The following is a 23,386-nucleotide window of genomic DNA, read 5'->3' on the forward strand; positions in this document are numbered from 1 at the left end:
GCCCCTCGATTCCGGGGGCATCTTGCCTCAATCCAGCGTGCGGCGGAAGCGCGTCACGGCGACGGTCATGGCGAGCAGCATCAGGGTCGCCAGCGCCAGCGTGTCGAACTGCAAATTCTGCATGCCCGCGCCCTTCAGCATGATGGCGCGGACGATGCGCAAGTAATGCGTCAGCGGCAGGCATTCGCCGAGATATTGCGCCCAGGCCGGCATCCCCGCGAACGGGAACATGAAGCCGGACAGCAGGATGCTCGGCAGGAAGAACATCATCGACATCTGCATGGCCTGGAGCTGGTTCTGCACCAGCGTCGAGATCGTGTAGCCGATCGCCAGGTTGGTGGTGATGAACAGGGTCGAGAGCAGCGCCAGCAGGAACAGGTTGCCGAGCACGGGCACGCCGAACAGGCCGACGCCGATGCCGATGATGAGGAACGCCTGCAAGAAGCCGACCAGCACGTAAGGGATGATCTTGCCGAACATCACCTCGACCGGCCTGATCGGCATCGACAGCAGGCTCTCCATGGTACCGCGCTCGATCTCGCGCGTGACCGAGAGCGCGGTGAAGATCAGCATGGTCATGGTCAGGATGGTGCCGACGAGCCCAGGCACGATGTTGAGGCTGGAGACGGCGGCCGGATTGTAGCGGGCATGCGCGCGGATCTCGAAGGGCATCTCCGGGGGATCGCCGATATAGAGATCGTGCTTGAGCGCGGTCTGCACCAGCATGCCGAGCGATCCCATCGCCGCGCTCGCCGCGACCGGATCGGTGGCGTCGGCCGCGACCAGCAGCGCCGGCTTGTCGCCGCGCCGCACCGCCCGTTCGAAGCCGCGCGGAATCTCGACGCCGAACAGCACCTTGCCGGACTTCAGCAAATTGTCGAAATCGTCGACGTCGTGCACCTCGTAGATGAAGCGGAAATAGGCGGTGTTCTCCAGCGCCTTCAGGATCGAGCGGGCGAGATCGGAGTCCTCCTGGAGCAGCACCGCGCTGGGCAGATTGTGCGGCGTGGTGTTGATGGCATAGCCGAACAGGAGGAGCTGCATCACCGGCAGCATCACGATCATCGCGAACGACACGCGGTCGCGCCTGAGCTGGATGAACTCCTTGATCAGCATCGCATAGGAGCGCTTCCAGAAGCCGAAACGCTCCCGGAGCTCGTGCAATGGAGAGGGACGATCGACGGCGCTCATTGGAAATTATCCTTGGAACGGCTCATCAATTCGATGAACACGTCCTCCAGTGACGGCGACGTCTTGTGCCAGTGCAGCCCGCTTTTCTCGCGCCATGGTGCGATGCTGGCTTCGAGCGCGGCGACGTCGCGTCCTGAAACGTGCAAGGAGGTGCCGAACGGCGCGACCATGTCGACGCCCGGCTTGCCGGTGAGCGCGGCGGTGAGACCGTTCAGATCCTCGCCCGTCACGGTGTAGGTCGTCAGCGCGGATTTCGCGATCACCTCCTCGACGGTGCCGTGCACCAGCAGATGGCCATAGGCGATATAGGCGATCTCGTGGCAGCGCTCGGCCTCGTCCATGTAGTGGGTCGAGACCAGCACGGTGAGACCGTCGGCGGCGAGCGCATGGATCTCGTTCCAGAAATCGCGCCGCGCCTTGGGATCGACGCCGGCGGTCGGCTCGTCCAGCAGCAGCAATTTCGGACTGGGCAGCGTGCATGCGCCCAGCGCCAGCCGCTGCTTCCAGCCGCCGGAGAGTTCGCCCGCAAGCTGCTCCTCGCGGCCCGAGAGCCCGAGCCGTTTGATCATGTCGCGCGCGGCGCCGCGCGCATCGGCCAATCCATAGAGTCGCGCGACGAATTCGAGATTCTCGCGGACAGAGAGATCCTGATAGAGGCTGAAGCGCTGGGTCATGTAGCCGACCTGGCGCTTGATCTTCTCGGCATCACGGCGAATATCGTAGCCGAGGCAGGTGCCCTCGCCGCTGTCGGGCGTGAGCAGGCCGCAGAGGATGCGGATGGTCGTGGTCTTGCCCGAACCGTTCGGGCCGAGGAAGCCGTAGATCGAGCCGCGTTTCACCTGCATCGACAGATCGTGCACGACCTCGCGGCCACCGAACGATTTGGTCAGGCCCTTGACGTCGATCGCGATGCCGTTGCCGCCGTTCATCGCTTGTCCGCCACCGGAGTCTTTGGATTGAGATGGACGTCGATCGGCTGTCCCACCCGCAGGGCGTCCGGGCGCGAGGGTCGCGCCTGGATCAGATAGACGAGCTTGCTGCGTTCATCGAGGCTGTAGATGACAGGCGGGGTGTATTCGGCCGAGGTCGCGATGAAATAGATCTTTGCGGTGAGATCGGCGGCGCAATTGTCGCAAACGACCCGCACCGTGTCGCCGATCGCAAGCTTCGGAAGCTCGGTCTCGGGCACGAAGAAGCGCAGCTTCATGTTGCCGGGCGGCATGATCGAGAGCACCGGCCGCTGCGCCGCCACCATCTCGCCCTCGCGGAAATAGATCTGCTGGATGGTACCGGCGACGGGCGCAAAACCCTTGCGCCGCGCCATCCGCGTCTCCGAGGTCGCCACCCGTGCCTCGGCAACGCGCAAGGCCGACACCGCGGAATCGAGATTGGCCTGGGTGCCCGAGCCGGTCTTGCTCAGCGAGGCCGCGCGGTCATAGGTCTGCTGCGCATTCGCCAGCGTCGCCTTGTTCTGGTTGAGGTCGGCGAGTTGAAGATCGTCGTCGACGGAATAAAGGTTATCGCCGACCTTGACCTCGTCTCCTTCGCGGACGCCGAGCTTCGTCACCCGGCCCGATTCGTCCGGGCTGACATAGATCATGTCGGCCTCGACCCAGCCCTGGAAACCGGCATCGCGCTTCTCCTTGCAGCCGGCAAGGCCGGTTGCGAGCACCAGAACCACGATCGAACAGAGGCGCGGCAGATACTGCTGTCGAACCCTCACCCTGAGGAGCCGCAAAGCGGCGTCTCGAAGGGCGAGGAGCCGCAGCCGGGCCTGCAATCTTCGAGACGCGCGTTCCGCGCTCCTCAGGATGAGGTGAGAGATGTTCTGCGACGGCGTCATGTCGTGCTCCGTTCGCCAAAGATCAAATCGAGATGGACACGCAGCATGTCCTGCGCGTCGAGCGGCGCGTGCCGCTCGAACAGGCTCTGCCAGATCACCGCGATCATCGCGGGCGCGACCAGGATCTGCGGATAGCGCGCGAGGTCCTTCTCGCGGATCTCGCCGCGGGCAATGCCGAGCTCGATCAGTGCGCGCATGCCGGCGATCCCGCGCGAGACGACCTCGCGGTAGTAGAAGTCGGCCACGGACGGAAAGCGCGGCCCCTCCGCCACGATCAGGCGCACGAGATCGCCGCGCCTTGTGCCGATCACCTCTTTCAGGAAGTTGCCGGCAAACGCCTCGACGAGATCGCGCACCGAGCCCGCCGGCAGCGGCAGTGCATTCAGCTTCTCCACCACCGGCACGATCACCGTGCGCACCAGCTCCTCGAACATCGATTCCTTGTCCTTGAAGTGCAGGTAGATGGTGCCCTTGGCGACACCGGCGCGCTTGGCGATGTCGTCGAGCCGCGTCGCGGCAAAGCCGCGCGCGATGAATTCCTCCATCGCGGCGTCCACGATCGCCGTGCGCCGCTCCGCTGCGCGAATGGCGCGGTTCGAGGCGGGGGCGGCAGCCTCCCGGTCAGCGTCGGGCGAACGGTCCCTTGCAGGGGGCGTGACGGGCTTCTTTGTCATTTCTCATATCTGACTGACTAGTCAGTCATTGTCAATTGCAGAATCGGATATCCGAAGACTGAGACGAATTAGCATTGACTAATGCATTAGCCTTCGCTAATTTGTTGACATGATCGAAGCAGCCCCGAATGCCGTCACCACCGTGATGCGCGCCCTCGCCGATCCCACCCGCCGCGCGGTGTTCGAGCGCGTGTTCGAGAGCAAGGAGATCAGCGTTGCCGAACTGACGCGCGGCAGCGGCGTGACCCAGGGCGCGATCTCGCAGCACCTGAAGTCCCTCAGGCAGGCCGGCCTCGTCGCCGAGCGCGCCGAGGGCCGCAATGTCTATTACCGCGCCGCGCCGCAAGGACTTGAGCCTCTGGTCACCTGGATGGACCATTACGGGGTGTTCTGGCGCGAGCGTTTCCAGAATCTGCGTGACCTCTTGAAGGAGATCGATCCGTGAGTGCAGCCGAATTGAAAGCCGAGACCCAGGAAAACTTTCGCGACATCGTCATCGACGAGGTCTTCCCTCACGCAACGGAAACGATCTGGAAAGCGCTGACCAGCGCCCAGCTCGTTGCGCGCTGGCTGATGCCGCCGTCCGGTTTCGAGGCCGTCGAAGGCAACACTTTCACGTTCAAGACCAATCCGGCCGGCGCATGGGACGGCACGATCCATTGCCGCGTTCTGGAGGTCGTACCGAACCGGCGCCTCGCCTACGCCTGGAAGGGCGGCGACGCGGGCAATACCGGCTACGGCTCGGCACTCGACACCGTCGTCACCTGGTCCCTCACGCCGGTCGAAGCAGGGACGCGCGTGAGTGTTGTGCATTCGGGCTTCGTAACGCCGAAGAACGACACCGCTTATCAAAACATGAGCGACGGTTGGGTCAAGGTGATGCAGCGGCTCGATGCCGTCACCGGCGAAGGCAAGTGAGGAGGCGTCACGATGGACAAGCCCTATACCGGCGGCTGCGCCTGCGGCACGATCCGCTATTCGATTGCCAGTGAGCCGCTGTTCAGCAATCACTGCCAGTGCCGGGACTGCCAGCGGGAAAGCGGCAGCGGCCACGGCTCGTACATGACCTTCGCGCGCGCCGGTGTCACGGTGACGGGTGAGGCCAGGCACTGGGACATGGTCGGCGACAGCGGCAACGTGAAGACGCGCGGCTTCTGCATTCAATGCGGCCTGCCGGTCTATATGACCTTCGCCGCAATGCCAGACATCTTCACGATCCGCGCCGCAAGCCTCGACGAGCCCGCCCGCTACAAGCCGCAAGTCGTCACTTACGCCGCGCGCGGACATGATTGGGATCGTCTCGATCCCGACCTGCCGAAATTCGCCGGCATGCCGCCTGGGTGAGTTGACGTTTTCTTGACGCGAACCGGTATCCACTTCGCTCGAAAACGCTTTAGCCAAAATCCAGCACCATGCGGCCGTCGATCTTGCCGGCCTTCATCCGGTCGAATACGTCGTTGATTTGCGCAAGTGGCACCTTCGTCACCTCGGCCTTGACCTTGCCGTCGGCGGCGAACGCGATGGCCTCGTCGAGATCCCGCCTCGTGCCGACGATCGAGCCGCGCACGGTGATCCGCTTGAGCACGACGTCGAAGATCGGCGTCGGGAATTCGCCCGGCGGCAGGCCGACGAGACTGACGGTGCCCTTCCGCCGGACCATCTTCAGCGCCTGGGCGAAGGCGGCGGTCGATACCGCGGTCACCAGCACGCCATGGGCCCCGCCCCCGGTTGCCGCCAGCACCTTGTCCACCGCATCGCCAGCAAGCGCGTTCACCGCAAGATCGGCGCCCGACTCGCGCGCGAGCACAAGCTTGTCCTCGGCGATATCGACGGCGGCGACCTTGAGTCCCATCGCCTTGGCATACTGGACAGCAACATGGCCGAGCCCGCCGACGCCTGAGATGACGACCCACTCGCCGGGCCTTGCCTCGGTCTCCTTCAATCCCTTGTAGGTGGTGACGCCCGCGCACAGGATCGGCGCAATGGCGGCAAAATCGACCGTCGCCGGCAGCTTTGCAGCGAAGGCGGCGGAGGCGATGACATATTCGGCAAAGCCGCCGTTCACGCTGTAGCCGGTGTTGTGCTGGTGCTCGCACAGCGTTTCCCAACCGGTCTCGCAATATTCGCAGGACATGCAGGCGTCGTGCAGCCACGCGACGCCGACGGCATCGCCGACCTTCAGGTTTTTCACGCCGGGCCCCAGGGCCGCGACGATGCCGGCGACCTCGTGACCGGGGATGAAGGGCGGCACCGGCTTCACCGGCCAGTCGCCGGAGGCGGCGTGCAGATCGGTGTGGCAGACGCCGCACGCTTTCACCTTGACCAGGACTTCGCCGGGACCGGGCTGCGGCACCGGCACGTCCTCGATCGCCAGCGGCTTGCCGAACTGTCTGACGATGGCGGCTTTCATGGTCGGCATTGGTCTGCTCCGTTGCATTGCGGATGCAGACTAGCGAGGCCCGCGCAGCGCTCCCTTGATGGGAGTCAAACAGCACAAAGTTTGCGCAGGCAGGCTCAACAATGACAACGCGCTGACGGCACAGCGCCAAGCGCCGTCAGCTATGGAACTTCAGCCCGTCGACGATCTTGTCGATCACCTTGCGCTCGGCGCGCATGGCGATGCCGACGAGATTGAGGTCAGTGCGTGCCACCGCTTTCACCGCCTCGCGATTGGCGGCGTCGTGCGTGGTCCTGAACATGTCCTCGGTGTAGACCGCAGGCGTCACGTTGCGCGTGAGCGCGCGATCGAGCGCGCGCGTCAATGCGGGACCGTCGGCGCCGTAGATCAGGATCGGCTGGCCGATCAGCGCCTGATATTTGGTCCCCGTGGCGTCCTCATAGGGCTCGCCGATGCATTCCCGAAAGGCCGCGGCGATGCCGCTGGTGAGGAAGGCCGCGACGTTGAGCTTCTGCCAGGCCTGAAGATCGGTGCGGATCACGACGGCGATCTTGGTGTCGAACTGCATGCAACTCCCCAAATGTCATTCCGGACTCGATGCTACGCATCGCCGAAATGACAGCAAGAGGAATCAACCCTTGGCGTCGCAGGCCCAGGCGCGGATCACGCATTCCTTGCCGCCGTATTTGTAGCATTCGCGGGTGGCGGCGTTGAGAGAGGCCGAGATCTTCGGCTTGACGGCATAGCCATAGGCGCCGCAAGGATTTGACAGATCGACCGACATCGCGGCGCAGGCGCGCTTCATCGTCACGGTCGTGCAGTCGCCCTTGCACTGCTTCTGCGCCGCGGCGCGCGCCTCGTGTTCGGCGACGTAGTCAAACGCCTGGCCATAGGCGCCACACTTGCCGACCGCAATCGCACCGGCGGCATGCGCATCCGTGATGTGGCGGGCACCCGTCACACAAACCGACAGCGCAAAGAAAAACATCGCGCAACGGCGCGCGACGATGGTCGAAGCCATGGAAAAACCCCTCCCCCCAAGGCAGGTGGGAGCGACTCTAAGCGGCGGTCGTTTCCAGATGGTGAACGGGGAGTTGAAATCGTTGGAAAGTGCTTCGTAGGGTAGGCAAAGCGAAGCGTACCCACCGATCGCGGATCATCATGTGGAGAAATGGTGGGCACGGCGCTACGCGCCTTTGCCCACCTACGGCAGCGTCATCCCCGCCGCGCTGCTTCAAGCGCCTGCGGCGTGTCGATGTCGAGGAAGGCACTCTCGCCATCGACCGGCACTTCGGACACAGCTTCCGTGTGCTTGGCAATCAAGTGCCGCGCGCCGATGTCGCCGTCGAGCGTCATCAGCTCCCTGAAGAAGCGGCGCGACCACAGCACGGGATTGCCGCGGCGGCCCTCGCTGACGGGCACGACGATGAGGTTGCCGCGGTCCGGTGCAAAGCCGTCGATGAGGCGGTCGATCAGGCCGGCATCGATCAGCGGCATGTCGCCGAGACAGACGACTGCGCCGTCACTGGTCTCGGACACGGCCGCGATCCCGGCCTTGACCGAGCTTGCGATGCCGCCGGCGAAATCGGGGTTTTTGACGAACCGCACCTTCAGGCCCTGCAGCGCCTGCTCGACCAGCTCGGTCTGATGGCCGGTGACGACGATGACCTCGGAAGCCTTCGAGGCCAGCGCCTGCTCGGTCGCGATCCGCACCAGCTTCTTGCCGTCGAGCTCGGCGAGCAGCTTGTTCGGTCCGCCCATCCGGGTCGAGCGGCCCGCCGCGAGCACGATGGCGGCGACCTGGCTGTTACCCTCGATCTCCGGCTTTGCGCGCGGCTGCGGCCGCGTCACGATCTCCATCAGGAGGCCGCCGACGCCCATGCCCATCAGCTCGGCGCGCGTCACCTTGATGCCGGCAAGCAGCCGCATCAGCACCCAATCAAAACCGTTCTCGACCGGCGAGCGCGCGCAGCCCGGCGCGCCCAGCACCGGCACGCCGCCGGCACGCGCGATCAGAAGCAGATTGCCCGGATCGACCGGCATGCCGAAATGCTCGATCTCTCCGCCGATGCCGGTGACGGCCGCCGGGATCACGTCGCGCCGGTCCGCGATCGCGGACGCGCCGAAGACGATGACGAGCTCGGCGCCAAGTCCGAGCAATTCCTTGATCGCGGCCGACAGCGCATGCTCGTCATGCTGGACCCGCCGCTCCGCGATGATGCCGGCGCCGGCCGGCGCGAGCCGCTCGGCGGTGACGCGCAGCGTCTTGTCGATCACCTTGGAGGACAGGCCCGGCAGCAGCGTCGACACCACGCCGACCCGCTTGATGACGTAAGGCGCGACCTTCAGGACGTCCGTGCCCGCCGCCTCCACCGCGGCATCGCGCAAGCTTCCTTCGACGCCAAAGGGAATGATCTTGACGGTGCCGACCATCTCACCCTCGACCACCGGCTTGAAGGCGGTGAGCGTCGCAAAGGTGATGGCCTCGTCGATGTTGTTGATGCGGTCGACCGCCGCGCGGTCGATCACCAGCACGCCGGGGCGCGCGGCGAACAGGTTGGCGCGGCCGGTGAAAGCGCGCTCGACATGGATGCCTTCGCCGCCGACGGCGAGCGCGATGCTGGCGGCCGCGACATCCTCGGAGACGTCGCCCTCCTCCATCCGCACCACGACGACGTCCTTGATGCCGGCGCGCTCCAGCGCCTCGACCTCGGCCGGCCCGATCGTCGTGCCTTTCTTCAGCACCAGCGGCCCCTGGCGCAGGGTGTGGACGGTCACCCCGCCAATCGCATCCCTGGGGCTCGCCGGACCGAACTTCATGCCGCTTCTTCTTTTTCTTTGGGTGGCAGCCGAAGCACCGCCGTGATCTCGGCCATGATCGACACCGCGATCTCGGACGGCGAGACCGCGCCGATCGCAAGGCCAATGGGCGCGTGGATGCGCGCGATGTCGCTGTCCCTGGCGCCTTGCGCCCTCAACCGGTCGCCGCGTTTGGCATGCGTCTTCCGCGAGCCGAGCGCGCCGATATAGAAGCAGTTGCGCTCCAAGGCGTGGAGCAGCGCGGGATCGTCGATCTTGGGATCGTGCGTCACTGCGACGAAGGCGGTGTAGGCATCGACGTTGAGCGGCGGCAGCGCGGTTTCGGGCCATTCCGCGACCAGCGGAATGTCGGGGAAGCGCTCGGGGCTTGCAAAGGCCGTACGCGGATCGACGACCGTGACGTCATAGCCGAGCGAGCGCGCCAGCGGCGCCAGGGCCTGGCTGATATGGACCGCGCCGACGATGACGAGCTTCGCCGTGGGCGCGTAGACGTTGAGGAACAGCTTCTTGCCGCCGGCCTCGACATTGGCGCTCTTGCCCATGCGAAGCTGTTTTTCAAGCTCCGCGCCCAGCGGGTCTTTCGCGAAATCCTTCGCCTTCACCAGGCGCTGCTCGCCGCTCTCGGTGTCCGTCACCAGGATCACCGGCCGGCGCGCGGCGCGCTCGGCATTGAGTTCGTGCAGGATATCGAGCTTCACGGCTAACCGACTTTCTCGACGAAGACGCGAATGGTTCCGCCGCATGACAGCCCGACATTCCAGGCGGTCTCGTCGGCGACGCCGAACTCCAGCATTTTCGGCTTGCCGCTCTCGATCACGTCCATGGCCTCGGTGACCACGGCACCCTCGACGCAGCCGCCGGAGACCGAACCCAGGAACGTGCCCTCGTCGTTGATGACGAGGCTGGAGCCCGCCGGGCGCGGAGCGGAGCCCCAGGTCTCGACAACGGTCGCCAGCGCGACGCCACGGCCGGCCTTCTGCCAGTCCTCCGCCGCCTTCAGGATATCCTCGTCGCGATCGAGCATGGTGGACCTCTCAGGCTGCGGAGCGGATCAGGCTGCGGTGATGCGGCGGCAGCGGCCGGGAGAGCGTGGCGATCAGCTCCTGGATCGAACTCAAATTATGTACCGGGCGGAATTCGTCAACGTGCGGGAGCATCATTTTGATGCCCTGCGCCTTGGCCTCGAAGCCGCCGAACCGCAGCAGCGGGTTGAGCCAGATCAGCCGCCGGCAGGAGCGGTGCAGCCGGTCCATCTCGAAGGCGAGCTTGGAATCGGCCTCCCGCTCCAGCCCGTCGGAGATCAGCAGCACGATGGCGCCCTGGCTGAGCACGCGCCGTGCCCACAATTTGTTGAAGTTGTGCAGCGAGGCCGAGATCCGCGTGCCGCCGGCCCAGTCCTCGACCGAGGCCGAGCAGCTCGCGAGCGCCTCGTCCGGATCACGCTGCCGCAGCGCCCGGGTGACGTTGGTCAGCCGGGTGCCGAACAGGAACACCGAGACGCGCTTTCGCGCGTCCCCGATGGCGTGCAGGAAATGCAGGAACAGGCGGGTATACTCGCTCATTGAGCCCGAGATGTCGAGCAGCGCGACGATCGGCGCCGGCTTCTCGATCCGCCCGAGGCGATGGATGTCGATGATTTCGCCGCCGGTGCGGAGCGATGCGCGCAAGGTGCGGCGCAGATCGAGGCGAAGCCCGCGCGGATCGGGCCGGTGCCGGCGTGTCAGGAGCTCGGCCTGCGGCAATCGCATCCGCTCGACGGCGCGGAGCGCCTCGGTGATCTCCGCCGCGCTCATCTGCGCAAAATCCTTCTTCTGAAGGATCTCCTTGTCGGAGACCGACAGGCGCAGATCCTGCTCCTGGTGCTGCGGCGTCTCGGTCATGCGCGGCTGCGACATCGCCTCCTGCACGCGGCGCGAGCCGGCCTGCGGCTTCTTCTTGGCCTGTTCCGGCAGCGGCACCGAATCCAGCATATGCTTCCACTCTTCCGAGGCGCGGAAGAACAGGTTGAAGGCCTGCTTGAAGATCAGCGCATGCTCGTGGCGCTTGACGAAGATCGCCTCCAGCGTGGTGAATACGTCGGCGCGCTTGCCGATGTCGATCACCTGCAGCGCGCTCATGGCATCGATGACGGCGCCCGGCCCGACCGGCATGCCGGCCGCGCGGAGCGCGCGGGCAAAGCCGACGATGTTGTCGGCGAACTGCTCGGTTTGCTCGGGCGCAAGGTGGTTGATGGCCATGATCGTACCAATCTTCCCGTCATTCCGGGGCGATGCGCAGCATCGAGCCCGAAATGACGGACTCGATTTGACGCGAGATCAATCCTCGCTCGTCGCTTCCTTCAGCACCTTCTGCAGGGTGTCGCCCTGCATCCGGGTGATGTCGTCCTGGTACTTGAGCAGCGCGCCCAGCGTGTCGCCGACCACTTGCGGGGTCAGCGAGCGGGCGTCGAGCTCGGACAAAGCAGTCGCCCAGTCGATGGTCTCGGCGACGCCCGGCGATTTGTAGAAATCCTGGTTGCGCAGCGCCTGCACGAAGCGCACGACCTGCTGCGACAGTTTCGCGGAGATGCCGGGCACGCGCGACTTGACGATCGCGAGCTCGCGCTCGGCGGCGGGATAATCGACCCAGTGATAGAGACAGCGCCGCTTCAGCGCGTCGTGGATCTCGCGGGTGCGGTTTGAGGTGATGATCACGATCGGCGGACTCGGCGCCTTCACGGTGCCGAATTCGGGGATCGTCACCTGGAAGTCGCTGAGGATTTCAAGGAGGTAAGCCTCGAACGCCTCGTCGGCGCGGTCGAGCTCGTCGATCAGAAGCACCGGCGGGCCGGCAACGTCGGGCTGCAGCGCCTGGAGCAGCGGCCGCTTGATCATGTAGCGATCGGCGAAGATGTCGCTCGAGAGCTGATCGCGGTCGGTGTCGCCGGCGGCCTCCGCCATCCGGATCGCGATCATCTGCGCGGCGCTGTTCCATTCGTAGACCGCCGAGGAGACGTCGAGGCCTTCGTAGCATTGCAGGCGGATCAGCTTCCGCCCCAACGCTGCCGACAGCACCTTCGCGATCTCGGTCTTGCCGACGCCGGCTTCGCCCTCCAGGAACAGCGGCCGGCCCATGCGCAGCGACAGATAGGTCACCGTGGCCAGCGACCGCTCCGCGAGGTAGCCGCGCGACGTCAGGAGTTCGAGCATCGCATCGACCGATGCCGGCAAGGCCCCGGAAGTATTGGCCGTGAGAGTCATGAAAGAGCCAGTCTCGCTAAGCCCTTACCGGGGGCAGGTGTCGGGCCAGTCGATCCGGCCCGCTCATTCCTTGGCATTGGCGGCATCGAGAGCGCGGCGCGTCAACACCCCGATCAGGTGTGCGCGATATTCGGCGCTGCCGTGGATGTCGCTGTTGAGGCCTTCCGCGGGCACCTCGATGCCCTCGAGCGCCTTGGCGGCGAAGCGCTTCTTCAGCGCTTCCTCGAACGCGGCGACGCGGAACACGCCTTCGGAGCCGGCACCGGTGACGGCGACCCGCACATCCGACGGACGCCGAGCCACGAACACGCCGACCAGCGCGTAACGCGAAGCCTGGTTGCGAAACTTGATGTAGGCCGCTTTCTTCGGCAGCGGGAACATCACCTTGGTGATGATCTCGTCGGCTTCCAGCGCCGTCGTGAACAGGCCCTGGAAATACTCCTCCGCCTTGAGGCGGCGCTTGTTAGTGACAATGGTGGCGCCGAGCGCGAGCACCGCAGCCGGATAATCGGCGGTCGGATCGTTGTTGGCGAGCGAGCCGCCGATCGTGCCCTTGTGGCGCACGGCAGGATCGCCGATCTGGCTCGCAAGATTCGCCAGCGCCGGGATCGCTTCGCCGACGATGGCCGAGCTTGCGACCTCCGCATGCCTGGCGGTGGCGCCGATCACCAGCGAGCGGCCCTTCATCTCGATCGTGCCCAGTCCCTCGATATGGGAGAGGTCGACCAAATGCGGCGGGCTGGCGAGACGCTGCTTCATGACGGGTATCAGCGTGTGGCCGCCGGCGATCACCTTGGCGTCTTCGTTCTTCACCAGGAGGTTGGCGGCCTGCCGAACGGTCCCGGGGCGATGGTATTTGAATTCGTACATCTGAATGTCCTGATCGCGGGATGCGCGTTACGCGAGGTCGGATTTCGCCATCGCCTTGGCGCCGGCGGAGATCGAGGCGACGATGTTCTGGTAGCCGGTGCAGCGGCACAGATTGCCTTCCAGCTCCTCGCGGATGGTGTGGTCGTCGAGCTCGTTGCCCTTGCGATGGACGATGTCGATCGCGGTCATGATCATGCCGGGCGTGCAGAAACCACACTGCAGACCATGGTGCTCGCGGAAGGCCTCCTGCATCGGATGCAGCGGCGCGCCGTCGGCGGCCAGTCCCTCGATCGTCTTGACCTCGTGGCCGTCGGCCATCACGGCCAGCGTGGTGCAGGACTTCACGGCCTTGCCGTCGAGATGCACGACACAGGCGCCGCACTGCGAGGTGTCGCAGCCGACATGGGTGCCGGTCAGGCGCAGATTCTCGCGCAGGAACTGCACCAGCAGGGTGCGGGGATCGACGTTGGCCGTGACAGGATTGCCGTTCACGATGAGGGAGATTTTTGCCATAAGCACTCTCTAATCAGCGCCCCGACGGGTCCCGTCGAAGCGGTTCTTATAATTATTCCAACCCATCATATGGACCATTATGCCCCGGGGCAACATCACCCGGAACGCAAGGCGCCATACCGAAAGGCGATAGCCTTCAGCCCTGTACCGCCTTGGCGAAGTTCGCGAAAAATTCGTCGGCCAGTTTCTTGGCGGTGCCGTTGATCAGGCGCTGGCCGAGCTGCGCCAACTTGCCGCCGATCTGGGCCTCGACCTCGTAGGACAAAAGCGTGCCGCCGTCCTTCTCCGCAAGCTTGACCACAGCGCCGCCCTTGGCGAAGCCGGCCACCCCGCCCTCGCCCTCGCCGGAAATCTTGTAGCCGTTCGGCGGGTCGAGATCGGAGAGCGTCACCTTGCCCTTGAAGCGCGCCGACACCGGGCCGACCTTCATTTTCGCGGTCGCACGAAAGCCGCCGTCCTCGGTCTTCTCCAGCTCCTCGCAGCCGGGGATGCAGGCCTTCAGCACCTCGGGATTGTTGAGCTTCTCCCACACGGCCTCGCGCGGCGCCGCAAGCTGGACTTCGCCGTTCATCGTCATGGCCATGGGTGCCTCCCGGGAATCTTGCTTGGATCACGTCAGTATAGCGCAGCTCAAGTAACGCAGGGAGGCGGCAAAAGAAAGGGCGGACCCCGATCATGTGCAATGCATATTCGCAACTGCACAAGGCTTTGCGCGGATGGTTTGGGATTGGCACAGGCGGGTCATGGTGGTTAGGTCCCGCCCAAGATGAGCACATCTCTGTCCCCCCTTCTCGCGCCGATGCTGTCGAGCGCGGCCATGCGCACGGTCTGCGACGACCGGTCGACCCTGCAGAACATGCTCGATTTCGAGGCAGCCCTGGCGCGCGCCGAAGCGGCCATGGGTGTGATTCCGGCGTCCGCGGCGGCCCCGATCGAAACCGCGTGCAAGGCCGATACCTTCGACATGGCCGCGCTGGCCGAGGCCGCGACGCGATCCGGCAATCTCGCGATCCCCCTGGTCAAGACGCTGACCGCCAATGTCGGCAAGGCCGACGCGGAGGCCGCACGCTATGTGCATTGGGGGGCGACCAGCCAGGACGTCATCGACACCGCGACCATGCTCGCGCTTCGCGCCGGCATCGACGCGCTGGACGCCGACCTCAGCCGTGCCATCAAGGGCTTTGCCGCACTGGCGCGCAGCCATCGCAACACGGCGATGGTGGCGCGGACCTGGCTCCAGCACGCGCTGCCGATGCCGTTCGGCCTCAAGGCCGCCGAATATGCGGCAAGCCTCGCCCGCGCCCGCTGCCGCCTGCGGCGGCTCTCCCGCGAGGGCCTCGCGCTGCAATTCGGCGGCGCGGCCGGCACGCTCGCCGCGCTCGGCGACAAGGGGCTCGCGGTGGGCGAACGGCTGGCGCAGGAGCTGAACCTGCCGCTGCCGGAGGCACCCTGGCATACCCATCGCGACCGCATCGCGGAAGCCGCATCCGGCTTTGCGATTCTCGCCGGCAGCTGCGGCAAGATCGCGCGCGACGTCTCGCTGCTGATGCAGACCGACGTCGCCGAGGCGTTCGAGCCCGCCGGCGAAGGCCGCGGCGGCTCCTCGACCATGCCGCACAAGCGCAACCCGGTTGCGGCCGCAAGCGCATTGGGCTGCGCGACCATGGCGCCGCAGCTGGCCGCGACAATTTTTGCAGCGCAGGTGCAGGACCACGAGCGCAGCGCCGGCCCGTGGCACGCGGAATGGCCGACGCTGCCGCAATTGATGCTGGTGACCTCCGGCGCGCTCGCTGCGATCGTGGACATCGCGGAGGGCCTCGACGTCGACGCCGCGCGCATGCGCAGCAATCTCGATGCGACCCACGGGCTGATCATGGCCGAAGCAGTCACCTTTGCGCTGGCCGAGACGATCGGCAAGAGCGATGCGCACCATCTCGTCGAAGCCGCGAGCAAGCGCGCCGTCGCCGAGAAGAAGCATCTGCGCGACGTGCTATCGGCCGATTCGCGAGTTACCGCGCATCTGACGTCCCAGAAAATTGCGGCATTGTTCGAGCCGATGGCCTATCAAGGGGTTTCCCAAGTCCTGATCGACCGGCTGCTCGCTTCACTGGATCTCCCTTGATGTCACTGCCGGGCTTGACCCGGCAATCCATCATCTTGGATAGATTCACTTTTTGGATGGATGCGCGGGTCAAGCCCGCGCATGACGAGGAGTAACCCATGCCCATGATCGATGCCGACGGTTGCCTGATCAACGTCTCCGTCGAGGGCCGCGACGGCGGGCCGACGCTGATGCTGTCGAACTCGCTCGGCTGCACGCTGCAGATGTGGGAGCCGCAGATGAAGGCGCTGACGCAGGTGTTCCGCGTCATTCGCTACGACCGCCGCGGTCATGGCAAGTCCAACGTGCCGCCCGCCCCCTATACGCTGGAGCGCTTCGGCCGCGACGTGCTGGCGATCCTCGACGACCTCAACATCGAGAAGGTGCATTGGTGCGGCCTGTCGATGGGAGGCATGGTCGGGCAATGGCTGGGCGCCAATGCGCCCGACAGGTTCGGCAAGCTCATCCTCGCCAACACCTCCTGCTATTATGCCGAGCCGACCAAATGGCTGGAACGCATCGACGCGGTGAAGAAAGGCGGCATCGCGGCAGTCGCCGACGCCGTCATCGCCGGCTGGCTGACCCAGGATTTCCGGGAGCGCGAGCCTGACATCACCGCCAGGATGAAGTCGATGCTGCTTGCGACCCCGGTCGAGGGCTATCTCGCCTGCTGCGAGGCGCTGTCGACGCTCGACCAGCGCGCGCTGCTGCCCAAGATCAAAAGCCCGACGCTGGTGATCGCCGGCCGCCACGACATGGCGACGCCGATCTCGGCGGGGGAATTGATCCGCTCGAGCATTCCCGGCGCGAGCATGACCATCATCGACGCCGCCCACATTTCCAATGTCGAGCAGCCGCACGCGTTCACCGATGCGGTGGTGGGATTCTTGACGCAGCGCTGATCTCACAACGCGTCATTGCGAGCGCAGCGAAGCAATCCGGAAAATCCCTCCGCGGCGACAGACTGGATTGCTTCGCTGCGCTCGCAATGACGAGAGGAGGAAAGAACATGGACGACCAGAAACGCCGCGATGCCGGCATGAACGTGCGCCGAAAGGTGCTGGGCAATGCCTGGGTCGACAAGTCGATCGCGAACCGCAATGCCTTCAACACCGACTTCCAGGACATGATCACCCGCTATGCCTGGGGCGAGATCTGGACGCGGCCGCATTTCGACGAGCGCACGCGCCGGGTGCTGGTGATCGGCACCATGGTCGCGCTCGGGCAATGGGACGAGTTCCGCCTGCATGTGCGCGCGGCGCTCGCCGAGGGCGGCTTCACGCCGGACGACATCAAGGAAATTCTGCTGCAGCAGGCGATCTATTGCGGCGTGCCGGCGGCGAACCACGCCGTCAAGGAGGCCTCAGCGATTGTGCAGGAGCTCGGCCTGCTCAAGCCCTAGCGGCGGCGCAGCCTCGACGGTCTTCGGCGCCGGCGCGGGCCGTTCGATCACGATCACGATGGCAGCGCCAAGCAGCAGCAGGAGCTCGGTGGCGTGGAGCCGCAGGGCGGCCATCTCGCCGACCTTGGAGGCCATCACCATGCTGGCAAACGAGATGATGCTGCCGATCGCCAGCGCGATGCCGAGCGCCTCGTCGCTGCCGCCATTCTTGCGGACGCGCGGGATGCAGAGCAGCGCCAGATAGATTGCGAAGAACGCCACCACGGTCAGCCGGCCCAGCGCCAGCAGCCAGGCGGCACGCACGGTGTCCATCCCCGCCATTTGGAGATGGTCGCTGAGGAACAGCGCCACGGCGACGCTCGGCCGCTCGTAGAGGCCGTGCACCGGCGCCACCATGATGTTGAAGGCGACGAGGATCCAGGCCGGAATGAAATAGGCCGCCAGCAGCACGCCGTTGACCGAGCCGATCCGCCAATTCCTGAACATGCCGCTTCCCGCTTCACCTGCCGCGCCTTCGATGGAAGGCTTTGCCGGGAGCTAACTCGCATCAGACTGTGGCGGCAATTTAAACCCTTTGTTTACCTTAATCGCCTGACCGACCGGCCGAGCGCCCAAAGGAAAAGGCCCCGCCTTCCGGCGGGGCCCTCCTCACTACCCTTGGTTCACTACCCTTGTTCTTGGGCTCCCCAAATTCCCGGGCTCCCAAACTACTTGTTGTCCTGACCGTGCTGGCCGCCCTGCTGCTGGCCGGGACGGTCGCCCTGGCGCATCGGATCGTTCTGCTGCTGCTGTCCGGGCTTCTGACCACCGCCCTGCTGCCCTGGCTGTTGACCTGACTGTTGACCTGGACGCTGCTGGCCGGGGTTCTGACTCTGCTGACCCGGATTCTGGTTCTGCTGCTTCGTCATTCGGGGAAACTCCCTTGTTGGACAGAGCAGAGACAACGGCCGGCATCCACTTTGGTTGCCTCCCGGAACCCGGTTCCGCCGCTCGCGGGAACCGGAGCGCCAAATGATCTCTGTACAATCCCCCCGGGGTAAGGCCGGGACAGTTGCGGCCGCCAGTTCCCTCCTGTTACAAAACCAGAAGAAATGCTCAAGGGCTGCCAGGGCCCAAGAACTCTCTCTCGAAGAGCTCCCTTTGAGCCCGCGTCAGGTTTGGTAACGGCAGCCTATGGATTATTTCGCCCAGCAGCTCATCAATGGCCTCGTGCTCGGCTCCATCTACGGACTGATCGCGATCGGCTACACGATGGTCTACGGCATCGTCGGCATGATCAACTTCGCCCATGGCGACGTCTTCATGATCGGCGGCTTCATCGCCCTGATCACCTTCGTGCTCCTGATCTCGACCGGCCTGACCGCGATCCCGGTGATCCTTCTGGTGGTGTTGCTAGTCTCGATGGCGATCACGGCGCTCTACGGCTGGACCATCGAGCGTATCGCCTACCGGCCGCTGCGACACTCTTTCCGCCTCGCTCCAATGCTGTCGGCGATCGGCATGTCGTTCGTGCTGACCAACTATTCGCAGGTGGCGCAAGGCGCGCGCGTCAAGCCGATCCCGCCCTTCATCACCGGCGGCTACACGCTGCATGAGAGCCAGGACGGCTTCGTCATCCAGCTCTCCAACATCCAGATCATGGTGGTCGTCACCACCATCGTGCTGCTGGCGATCTTCACCTGGCTGGTGTCGCGCACCCGTCTCGGGCGCGACATGCGCGCCTGCGAGCAGGACCAGACCATGGCGGCGCTGCTCGGCGTCAACGTCGATCGCACCATATCGATGACCTTCGTGATCGGTGCCGCGCTCGCCGCGGTCGCCGGCCTGATGTACCTGCTCTATTACGGGCTGGTCGATTTCTTCATGGGCTTCGTCGCCGGTATCAAGGCGTTTACCGCGGCCGTGCTCGGCGGCATCGGCTCGCTGCCGGGCGCGATGCTTGGCGGACTTGCGATCGGGCTGATCGAGACATTCTGGTCGGCCTATTTTTCGGTCGAGTACAAGGACGTCGCCGCGTTCTCGATCCTGATCGTCGTGCTGATCTTCATGCCGACCGGCCTGCTCGGCCGTCCCGAAGTCGAAAAAGTCTGACGGGCCGGCCGCGTGACACCCATTCCGCACGAGACCACGCACGCAAGCCGCACCGCCGGCATTTCCGCCCTTCTGAAGACAGCCTTCATCAACGCGCTGATCGCGCTGGTGCTGTTCTCCCTGATGGTCGGCATCCGCACCGAAGCAGGCTCCGACGGCCAGCTCACTTATTGGACACGCTTCGGCGACCTCGCATCCCTCGTCGCCGCGGTGTTCGGCGGCTCGATCTTGATCGAGCTGCTCCGGCAATGGATCGGCTCGACCGGAACCGAGAAGCTGGTGCCGCCGGCGGTGAAGAGCGGCATGTCGTTCGTCGGCCACTATCTCGCGCCCGCGCTCCTGATCTTCACGCTGCTGGTGCCCGTGATCTTCTATAACCAGCGCTACATCCTCGACCTCGCCATCCTCGTGCTCACCTATGTCATGCTGGGCTGGGGCCTCAACGTCGTGGTCGGCCTCGCGGGCCTGCTCGATCTCGGCTACGTCGCCTTCTATGCGGTCGGAGCCTATTCCTACGCTCTGCTTGCCACCAATTTCGGCTGGTCGTTCTGGGTCTGCCTGCCGCTGGCAGGCATCCTCGCCGCGTTCTGGGGCGTGCTGCTCGGCTTTCCCGTGCTGCGTCTGCGCGGCGACTATCTCGCGATCGTGACGCTCGCCTTCGGCGAGATCATCCGCCTCGTCATCATCAACTGGCAGGAGCTCACCGGCGGTCCCAACGGTGTGTCCAGCATTCCCCGCCCCTCCTTCTTCGGCATCCCGCTCGACAACAGCGACAGCGGACTCGCCGCCAGGCTCGGCATCGAATACTCGCCGACCCACCGTATCGTCTTCCTGTTCTATCTGATCCTCGCGCTTGCGCTGCTCACCAACTGGGTCACGATCCGCCTGCGCCGCCTGCCGATCGGCCGCGCCTGGGAGGCGCTCCGCGAGGACGAGGTCGCCTGCCGCGCGCTCGGCATCAACACCACGACCACCAAGCTGACGGCGTTCGCGACCGGGGCGATGTTCGGCGGCTTTGCCGGCGCGTTCTTCGCGACACGTCAGGGCTTCATCAGCCCGGAATCCTTCACTTTCCAGGAATCGGCGCTGGTGCTCGCCATCGTCGTGCTCGGCGGCATGGGCTCGCAGCTCGGCGTGGCGCTCGCCGCGCTCGCGATGATCGGCGGCTTCGAGCTGTTCCGGAGCCTCGAGACCTACCGCATGCTGGTGTTCGGCATGGCCATGGTGCTGATCATGATCTGGCGGCCGCGCGGCCTGATCGGCCATCGCGCGCCGACCGTGTACCTGACCAAGGCACAGGCGATCTCATCCGACCTGGTCAAGGAAGGCCACGGATGAGCCGCGACGAGATTCTCAGCGTCGACCGGCTGACCATGCGCTTCGGCGGCATCGTCGCCGTGCAGGACCTGTCCTTCGCGGCCGAGCGGAAAAAGATCACCGCGCTGATCGGACCGAACGGCGCCGGCAAGACCACGGTCTTCAACTGCATTACCGGCTTCTACAAGCCGAGCGACGGCACCATCCGCCTCGCCCATGACGACGGCAAGGTGATCGCGCTGGAGCGGCTGAACGATTTTCGCATCGCCAAGCAGGCCAAGGTGGCGCGAACATTCCAGAACATCCGGCTGTTTCCCGGCATGACGGCGCTGGAAAACCTGATGGTGGCGCAACACAACGCCCTGATGCGGGCCTCCGGCTTCACCTTGCTCGGGCTCATTGGCGCGCCCGGCTATCGCGACGCCGAGAAGCGCGCGATCGGTCTCGCCACCGACTGGCTCAGGCGGGTCAATTTGCTCGATCGCGCCGACGACGCCGCCGGCAATTTTGCCTATGGCGACCAGCGACGGCTCGAGATCGCACGCGCGATGTGCACCGAGCCCGCGCTATTGTGCCTGGACGAGCCTGCAGCCGGCCTCAATGCGCGCGAGAGCGCCGCCCTGAGCGAGTTGCTGCTGTCGATCCGCAACGAGCTCGGCACCTCGATCCTGCTGATCGAGCACGACATGTCCGTGGTGATGGAAATCTCCGACCACATCGTGGTGATGGACCATGGCGTGAAGATTGCGGAAGGCTCCCCCCGCGAGGTTCGCGATGACCCCAAGGTGATCGCCGCCTATCTCGGCACCGATGAGGAAGAGGCGGTGGCCGTGATGGAGGGCGGGTCGTGACCGCGGCGCCCGTTCCCATGCTCGCGATCCGCGGCCTTCGCGCCGCCTACGGCAAGATCGAAGCGCTGAAGGGCGTCGACGTCGAGATCAATGCCGGCGAGATCGTGGCGTTGATCGGCGCCAACGGTGCCGGCAAGTCGACGTTGATGATGACGATCTTCGGCAAGCCCCGCGCCCGCGGCGGCCAGATCCTGTTCGAAGGCCGAGACATCACCGACGTTCCCACCCACGAGATTGCGCATTTGCGCATCGCGCAATCGCCGGAAGGCCGCCGCATCTTCCCGCGCATGAGCGTGGCGGAAAACCTCCAGATGGGGGCGGACGCCACCGACTGCACCGAGGCGGAGCGCAACGCGACGCTGGAACGCGTGTTCACGCTGTTTCCGCGGCTGAAGGAGCGCTACGCCCAGCGCGGCGGCACCCTGTCCGGCGGCGAGCAGCAGATGCTGGCCATCGGCCGCGCCTTGATGAGCCGTCCCCGCCTGCTCCTGCTCGACGAGCCCTCGCTCGGGCTGGCGCCGCTGATCGCGCGCCAGATATTCGACGCGATCCGCACTCTCAACCGGCAGGACGGCCTGACCGTGCTGATCGTCGAGCAGAACGCCAACCATGCACTCAAGCTCGCCCATCGCGGCTATGTCATGGTCAACGGCCTGATTACGCTGGCCGGGACCGGCGCCGAGTTGCTGCAGCGCCCCGAGATTCGCGCCGCCTACCTGGAAGGCGGCCGGCACGGCTGAGGCCGTCCAAGAACGAACCCCAAGAACGAACCCCAAGATCGAACCCTGCGGACCGGCGTGCGGCCGAATATGGCGAGATATCTCCGCCAATGCCCGTATTTTGCCGGTGACTTCTCCCCGAATTCATTCAAGAATGGCGCCGGTTTGGACCGGGCGTACCCGGCAACTTCCACAGGCGACCACCCACGAGGTATCTCATGAAATCACTGAAGCTCATCGGTCTGGCATTCGGCGCGTCGATTGCGCTGTCGAGCGCGGCATTCGCGCAGGATGTCACCGTCGCAGTCGCAGGTCCGATGACCGGCGGCGAGTCCGCCTTCGGCCGCCAGATGAAGAACGGCGCCGAGATGGCCGTGGCCGACATCAACGCCGCCGGCGGCGTCAACGGCAAGAAGCTCGCGCTGTCCATCGAGGACGACGCCTGCGATCCGAAGCAGGCCCGCTCGGTCGCCGAGAAGATCGCCGGCGCGAAAATTCCGTTCGTGGCCGGGCATTATTGCTCGTCGTCGTCGATCCCCGCTTCGGAAGCCTATGCCGACGGCAACGTCCTCCAGATCACGCCGGCCTCCACCAATCCGAAGTTCACCGATAGCGGACTGTGGAACGTGGCTCGCGTCTGCGGCCGCGACGACCAGCAGGGTTTGGTCGCCGCCCAGTACATCGCCAAGAACTTCAAGGGCAAGAACATCGCCATCCTCAACGACAAGACCACCTACGGCAAGGGTCTTGCGGACGAGACCAAGAAGGCGCTTAACAAGGCCGGCGTCACCGAGAAGATGTACGAGTCCTACAACAAGGGCGACAAGGACTTCAACGCGATCGTCTCGCGGCTGAAGCGCGACAACATCGATCTGGTCTATGTCGGCGGCTACCACCAGGAGAGCGGCCTGATCCTGCGCCAGATGCGCGACCAGGGCCTCAAGACCGTGTTGATGGCCGGCGACGCGCTCGCCGACAAGGAATACGCCTCCATCACCGGCCCGGCCGGCGAAGGCACGCTGTTCACCTTCGGTCCCGATCCGCGCAACAAGCCGACCGCGAAGAAGATCGTCGAGGCCTTCAAGGCCAAGAGCATCGACCCCGAAGGCTACACGCTCTACACCTACGCGGCGATGCAGGTCTGGTCCCAAGCGGCCAAGAAGGCCGGCACCACCGACGCCAAGAAGGTCATGGCGGCGATCAAGGCCGGCAAGTGGGACACCGTGATCGGGCCGATCGAGTATGACGCCAAGGGCGACATCAAGCAGCTCGACTACGTCGTCTACAAATGGGACGCCAAGGGCGGCTACGCCCAGATCAGCGGCAACGGCACGTAAGCGCGCTTGCCTGAAGGCCG

The 23,386-nt window shown here is 65.2% G+C and carries 28 protein-coding genes; 11 read left to right on the forward strand and 17 right to left on the reverse strand.

Translation table 11 applies throughout. From position 1 onward, the window contains the following. Positions 1-27: 27 nt before the first annotated feature. Genes OC450_RS24990 through OC450_RS25005 form a run of 4 tightly spaced genes read right to left on the reverse strand, consistent with a single transcriptional unit; the run spans position 28 to position 3,708 of the window. Positions 28-1,191 (reverse strand): ABC transporter permease, encoded by a 1,164-nt coding sequence (locus OC450_RS24990; protein ID WP_256808250.1) that lies wholly within the window; start codon positions 1,189-1,191, stop codon positions 28-30. Further along, entirely contained in the window at positions 1,188-2,120 is a 933-nt protein-coding gene (locus OC450_RS24995) for an ABC transporter ATP-binding protein (protein ID WP_211385184.1), read from the reverse strand. The genes OC450_RS24990 and OC450_RS24995 overlap by 4 nt, the downstream gene beginning before the upstream one ends. Next, on the reverse strand, positions 2,117-3,034 hold the full coding sequence (locus OC450_RS25000) for an HlyD family secretion protein (RefSeq protein WP_262048852.1): 918 nt from the start codon (positions 3,032-3,034) through the stop codon (positions 2,117-2,119). The genes OC450_RS24995 and OC450_RS25000 overlap by 4 nt, the downstream gene beginning before the upstream one ends. Continuing rightward, a complete protein-coding gene (locus OC450_RS25005; RefSeq protein WP_249129214.1) occupies positions 3,031-3,708 on the reverse strand; it encodes a TetR/AcrR family transcriptional regulator in 678 nt (225 codons plus the stop codon). Before OC450_RS25005 ends, OC450_RS25000 begins: the two co-directional genes overlap by 4 nt. 109 nt (positions 3,709-3,817) lie before the next feature. Here OC450_RS25005 and OC450_RS25010 point away from each other — a divergent pair, with 109 nt between their 5' ends. Genes OC450_RS25010 through OC450_RS25020 form a run of 3 tightly spaced genes read left to right on the forward strand, consistent with a single transcriptional unit; the run spans position 3,818 to position 5,052 of the window. Then, entirely contained in the window at positions 3,818-4,153 is a 336-nt protein-coding gene (locus OC450_RS25010) for an ArsR/SmtB family transcription factor (RefSeq protein ID WP_211385185.1), read from the forward strand. Continuing rightward, complete coding sequence (locus OC450_RS25015; protein WP_211385186.1) at positions 4,150-4,626, forward strand: SRPBCC family protein; 477 nt, start codon at positions 4,150-4,152, stop codon at positions 4,624-4,626. Before OC450_RS25010 ends, OC450_RS25015 begins: the two co-directional genes overlap by 4 nt. Positions 4,627-4,638: 12 nt before the next feature. After that, positions 4,639-5,052, forward strand: coding sequence for a GFA family protein (locus OC450_RS25020; protein WP_256808246.1), 414 nt, complete (start codon positions 4,639-4,641; stop codon positions 5,050-5,052). A gap of 49 nt (positions 5,053-5,101) precedes the next feature. Here the strand turns inward: OC450_RS25020 and adhP are convergent, their stop codons facing one another. The 11 genes from adhP to OC450_RS25075 form a co-directional block, all read right to left on the reverse strand. Continuing rightward, positions 5,102-6,127, reverse strand: coding sequence for an alcohol dehydrogenase AdhP (adhP, locus tag OC450_RS25025; RefSeq protein WP_211385188.1), 1,026 nt, complete (start codon positions 6,125-6,127; stop codon positions 5,102-5,104). Positions 6,128-6,263: 136 nt separating this feature from the next. Beyond that, a complete protein-coding gene (locus OC450_RS25030; protein ID WP_211385189.1) occupies positions 6,264-6,674 on the reverse strand; it encodes a DUF2000 family protein in 411 nt (136 codons plus the stop codon). A gap of 63 nt (positions 6,675-6,737) precedes the next feature. Continuing rightward, positions 6,738-7,127: a DUF4189 domain-containing protein gene (locus OC450_RS25035; RefSeq protein ID WP_211385190.1), complete on the reverse strand. Its 390-nt coding sequence runs from the start codon at positions 7,125-7,127 to the stop codon at positions 6,738-6,740. A gap of 194 nt (positions 7,128-7,321) precedes the next feature. Next, positions 7,322-8,926, reverse strand: a complete 1,605-nt coding sequence (locus tag OC450_RS25040; protein WP_256808245.1) for an NTP transferase domain-containing protein — start codon at positions 8,924-8,926, stop codon at positions 7,322-7,324. Further along, positions 8,923-9,624 carry an XdhC family protein gene (locus OC450_RS25045; protein WP_262048853.1) on the reverse strand — a complete coding sequence of 234 codons (702 nt, stop codon included), beginning with the start codon at positions 9,622-9,624 and terminating at the stop codon, positions 8,923-8,925. Before OC450_RS25045 ends, OC450_RS25040 begins: the two co-directional genes overlap by 4 nt. A 2-nt stretch (positions 9,625-9,626) precedes the next feature. Then, positions 9,627-9,950 carry an XdhC family protein gene (locus OC450_RS25050; RefSeq protein ID WP_008564652.1) on the reverse strand — a complete coding sequence of 108 codons (324 nt, stop codon included), beginning with the start codon at positions 9,948-9,950 and terminating at the stop codon, positions 9,627-9,629. Between the two features lie 10 nt (positions 9,951-9,960). Next, positions 9,961-11,163: a vWA domain-containing protein gene (locus OC450_RS25055; protein WP_262048854.1), complete on the reverse strand. Its 1,203-nt coding sequence runs from the start codon at positions 11,161-11,163 to the stop codon at positions 9,961-9,963. A 78-nt stretch (positions 11,164-11,241) separates the two neighbouring features. Then, the gene (locus tag OC450_RS25060; RefSeq protein ID WP_211385194.1) at positions 11,242-12,165 is read right to left on the reverse strand and encodes an AAA family ATPase; all 924 of its coding nucleotides are present in this window, start codon (positions 12,163-12,165) and stop codon (positions 11,242-11,244) included. A gap of 63 nt (positions 12,166-12,228) precedes the next feature. Beyond that, on the reverse strand, positions 12,229-13,035 hold the full coding sequence (locus tag OC450_RS25065; RefSeq protein WP_211385195.1) for an FAD binding domain-containing protein: 807 nt from the start codon (positions 13,033-13,035) through the stop codon (positions 12,229-12,231). A 27-nt stretch (positions 13,036-13,062) separates the two neighbouring features. Beyond that, positions 13,063-13,548, reverse strand: coding sequence for a (2Fe-2S)-binding protein (locus OC450_RS25070; RefSeq protein WP_008137528.1), 486 nt, complete (start codon positions 13,546-13,548; stop codon positions 13,063-13,065). Between the two features lie 136 nt (positions 13,549-13,684). Continuing rightward, complete coding sequence (locus OC450_RS25075; protein ID WP_211385196.1) at positions 13,685-14,131, reverse strand: SRPBCC family protein; 447 nt, start codon at positions 14,129-14,131, stop codon at positions 13,685-13,687. A gap of 183 nt (positions 14,132-14,314) precedes the next feature. On the opposite strand from OC450_RS25075, the gene OC450_RS25080 reads away from it, so the two are divergent. The 3 genes from OC450_RS25080 to OC450_RS25090 all read left to right on the forward strand — a co-directional run bounded on the left by OC450_RS25080 (position 14,315) and on the right by OC450_RS25090 (position 17,051). Next, a complete protein-coding gene (locus tag OC450_RS25080) occupies positions 14,315-15,670 on the forward strand; it encodes a 3-carboxy-cis,cis-muconate cycloisomerase (protein WP_211385197.1) in 1,356 nt (451 codons plus the stop codon). 98 nt (positions 15,671-15,768) lie between these two features. After that, positions 15,769-16,551 carry a 3-oxoadipate enol-lactonase gene (gene pcaD / locus OC450_RS25085; protein ID WP_211385198.1) on the forward strand — a complete coding sequence of 261 codons (783 nt, stop codon included), beginning with the start codon at positions 15,769-15,771 and terminating at the stop codon, positions 16,549-16,551. Positions 16,552-16,658: 107 nt separating this feature from the next. Next, entirely contained in the window at positions 16,659-17,051 is a 393-nt protein-coding gene (locus OC450_RS25090) for a carboxymuconolactone decarboxylase family protein (protein ID WP_135169198.1), read from the forward strand. Here the strand turns inward: OC450_RS25090 and OC450_RS25095 are convergent. Both OC450_RS25095 and OC450_RS25100 read right to left on the reverse strand, forming a co-directional pair. Next, positions 17,013-17,537 carry a hypothetical protein gene (locus OC450_RS25095; RefSeq protein WP_262048855.1) on the reverse strand — a complete coding sequence of 175 codons (525 nt, stop codon included), beginning with the start codon at positions 17,535-17,537 and terminating at the stop codon, positions 17,013-17,015. The genes OC450_RS25090 and OC450_RS25095 overlap by 39 nt on opposite strands. Positions 17,538-17,758: 221 nt before the next feature. Then, entirely contained in the window at positions 17,759-17,959 is a 201-nt protein-coding gene (locus tag OC450_RS25100) for a hypothetical protein (protein ID WP_262048856.1), read from the reverse strand. A gap of 265 nt (positions 17,960-18,224) precedes the next feature. On the opposite strand from OC450_RS25100, the gene OC450_RS25105 reads away from it, so the two are divergent. From OC450_RS25105 to OC450_RS25125, 5 genes are all read left to right on the forward strand, one after another. Further along, positions 18,225-19,142, forward strand: coding sequence for an ABC transporter permease subunit (locus OC450_RS25105; RefSeq protein ID WP_256808233.1), 918 nt, complete (start codon positions 18,225-18,227; stop codon positions 19,140-19,142). Between the two features lie 12 nt (positions 19,143-19,154). Then, the gene (livM, locus tag OC450_RS25110; protein ID WP_256808232.1) at positions 19,155-20,480 is read left to right on the forward strand and encodes a high-affinity branched-chain amino acid ABC transporter permease LivM; all 1,326 of its coding nucleotides are present in this window, start codon (positions 19,155-19,157) and stop codon (positions 20,478-20,480) included. Next, the gene (locus OC450_RS25115; protein ID WP_211385203.1) at positions 20,477-21,310 is read left to right on the forward strand and encodes an ABC transporter ATP-binding protein; all 834 of its coding nucleotides are present in this window, start codon (positions 20,477-20,479) and stop codon (positions 21,308-21,310) included. Before livM ends, OC450_RS25115 begins: the two co-directional genes overlap by 4 nt. 17 nt (positions 21,311-21,327) lie before the next feature. Beyond that, positions 21,328-22,050 carry an ABC transporter ATP-binding protein gene (locus tag OC450_RS25120; RefSeq protein WP_262048907.1) on the forward strand — a complete coding sequence of 241 codons (723 nt, stop codon included), beginning with the start codon at positions 21,328-21,330 and terminating at the stop codon, positions 22,048-22,050. Positions 22,051-22,247: 197 nt separating this feature from the next. Beyond that, positions 22,248-23,366, forward strand: a complete 1,119-nt coding sequence (locus tag OC450_RS25125; protein WP_211385204.1) for a branched-chain amino acid ABC transporter substrate-binding protein — start codon at positions 22,248-22,250, stop codon at positions 23,364-23,366. Positions 23,367-23,386: the final 20 nt, after the last annotated feature.

The sequence above is a fragment of the Bradyrhizobium sp. Bra78 genome (assembly GCF_024519855.1).
GTDB lineage: Bacteria > Pseudomonadota > Alphaproteobacteria > Rhizobiales > Xanthobacteraceae > Bradyrhizobium > Bradyrhizobium japonicum_G.

Coding starts and splice junctions, on each gene's coding strand:
- OC450_RS24990 (WP_256808250.1), bottom strand. CDS start 1,191: ATGAGCGCCGTCGATCGTCCCTCTCCATTGCACGAGCTCCGGGAGCGT.
- OC450_RS24995 (WP_211385184.1), bottom strand. CDS start 2,120: ATGAACGGCGGCAACGGCATCGCGATCGACGTCAAGGGCCTGACCAAA.
- OC450_RS25000 (WP_262048852.1), bottom strand. CDS start 3,034: ATGACGCCGTCGCAGAACATCTCTCACCTCATCCTGAGGAGCGCGGAA.
- OC450_RS25005 (WP_249129214.1), bottom strand. CDS start 3,708: ATGACAAAGAAGCCCGTCACGCCCCCTGCAAGGGACCGTTCGCCCGAC.
- OC450_RS25010 (WP_211385185.1), top strand. CDS start 3,818: ATGATCGAAGCAGCCCCGAATGCCGTCACCACCGTGATGCGCGCCCTC.
- OC450_RS25020 (WP_256808246.1), top strand. CDS start 4,639: ATGGACAAGCCCTATACCGGCGGCTGCGCCTGCGGCACGATCCGCTAT.
- adhP (WP_211385188.1), bottom strand. CDS start 6,127: ATGCCGACCATGAAAGCCGCCATCGTCAGACAGTTCGGCAAGCCGCTG.
- OC450_RS25030 (WP_211385189.1), bottom strand. CDS start 6,674: ATGCAGTTCGACACCAAGATCGCCGTCGTGATCCGCACCGATCTTCAG.
- OC450_RS25035 (WP_211385190.1), bottom strand. CDS start 7,127: ATGGCTTCGACCATCGTCGCGCGCCGTTGCGCGATGTTTTTCTTTGCG.
- OC450_RS25040 (WP_256808245.1), bottom strand. CDS start 8,926: ATGAAGTTCGGTCCGGCGAGCCCCAGGGATGCGATTGGCGGGGTGACC.
- OC450_RS25050 (WP_008564652.1), bottom strand. CDS start 9,950: ATGCTCGATCGCGACGAGGATATCCTGAAGGCGGCGGAGGACTGGCAG.
- OC450_RS25055 (WP_262048854.1), bottom strand. CDS start 11,163: ATGGCCATCAACCACCTTGCGCCCGAGCAAACCGAGCAGTTCGCCGAC.
- OC450_RS25060 (WP_211385194.1), bottom strand. CDS start 12,165: ATGACTCTCACGGCCAATACTTCCGGGGCCTTGCCGGCATCGGTCGAT.
- OC450_RS25065 (WP_211385195.1), bottom strand. CDS start 13,035: ATGTACGAATTCAAATACCATCGCCCCGGGACCGTTCGGCAGGCCGCC.
- OC450_RS25070 (WP_008137528.1), bottom strand. CDS start 13,548: ATGGCAAAAATCTCCCTCATCGTGAACGGCAATCCTGTCACGGCCAAC.
- OC450_RS25075 (WP_211385196.1), bottom strand. CDS start 14,131: ATGGCCATGACGATGAACGGCGAAGTCCAGCTTGCGGCGCCGCGCGAG.
- OC450_RS25080 (WP_211385197.1), top strand. CDS start 14,315: ATGAGCACATCTCTGTCCCCCCTTCTCGCGCCGATGCTGTCGAGCGCG.
- pcaD (WP_211385198.1), top strand. CDS start 15,769: ATGCCCATGATCGATGCCGACGGTTGCCTGATCAACGTCTCCGTCGAG.
- OC450_RS25090 (WP_135169198.1), top strand. CDS start 16,659: ATGGACGACCAGAAACGCCGCGATGCCGGCATGAACGTGCGCCGAAAG.
- OC450_RS25095 (WP_262048855.1), bottom strand. CDS start 17,537: ATGTTCAGGAATTGGCGGATCGGCTCGGTCAACGGCGTGCTGCTGGCG.
- OC450_RS25100 (WP_262048856.1), bottom strand. CDS start 17,959: ATGACGAAGCAGCAGAACCAGAATCCGGGTCAGCAGAGTCAGAACCCC.
- OC450_RS25105 (WP_256808233.1), top strand. CDS start 18,225: ATGGATTATTTCGCCCAGCAGCTCATCAATGGCCTCGTGCTCGGCTCC.
- OC450_RS25115 (WP_211385203.1), top strand. CDS start 20,477: ATGAGCCGCGACGAGATTCTCAGCGTCGACCGGCTGACCATGCGCTTC.
- OC450_RS25120 (WP_262048907.1), top strand. CDS start 21,328: ATGCTCGCGATCCGCGGCCTTCGCGCCGCCTACGGCAAGATCGAAGCG.
- OC450_RS25125 (WP_211385204.1), top strand. CDS start 22,248: ATGAAATCACTGAAGCTCATCGGTCTGGCATTCGGCGCGTCGATTGCG.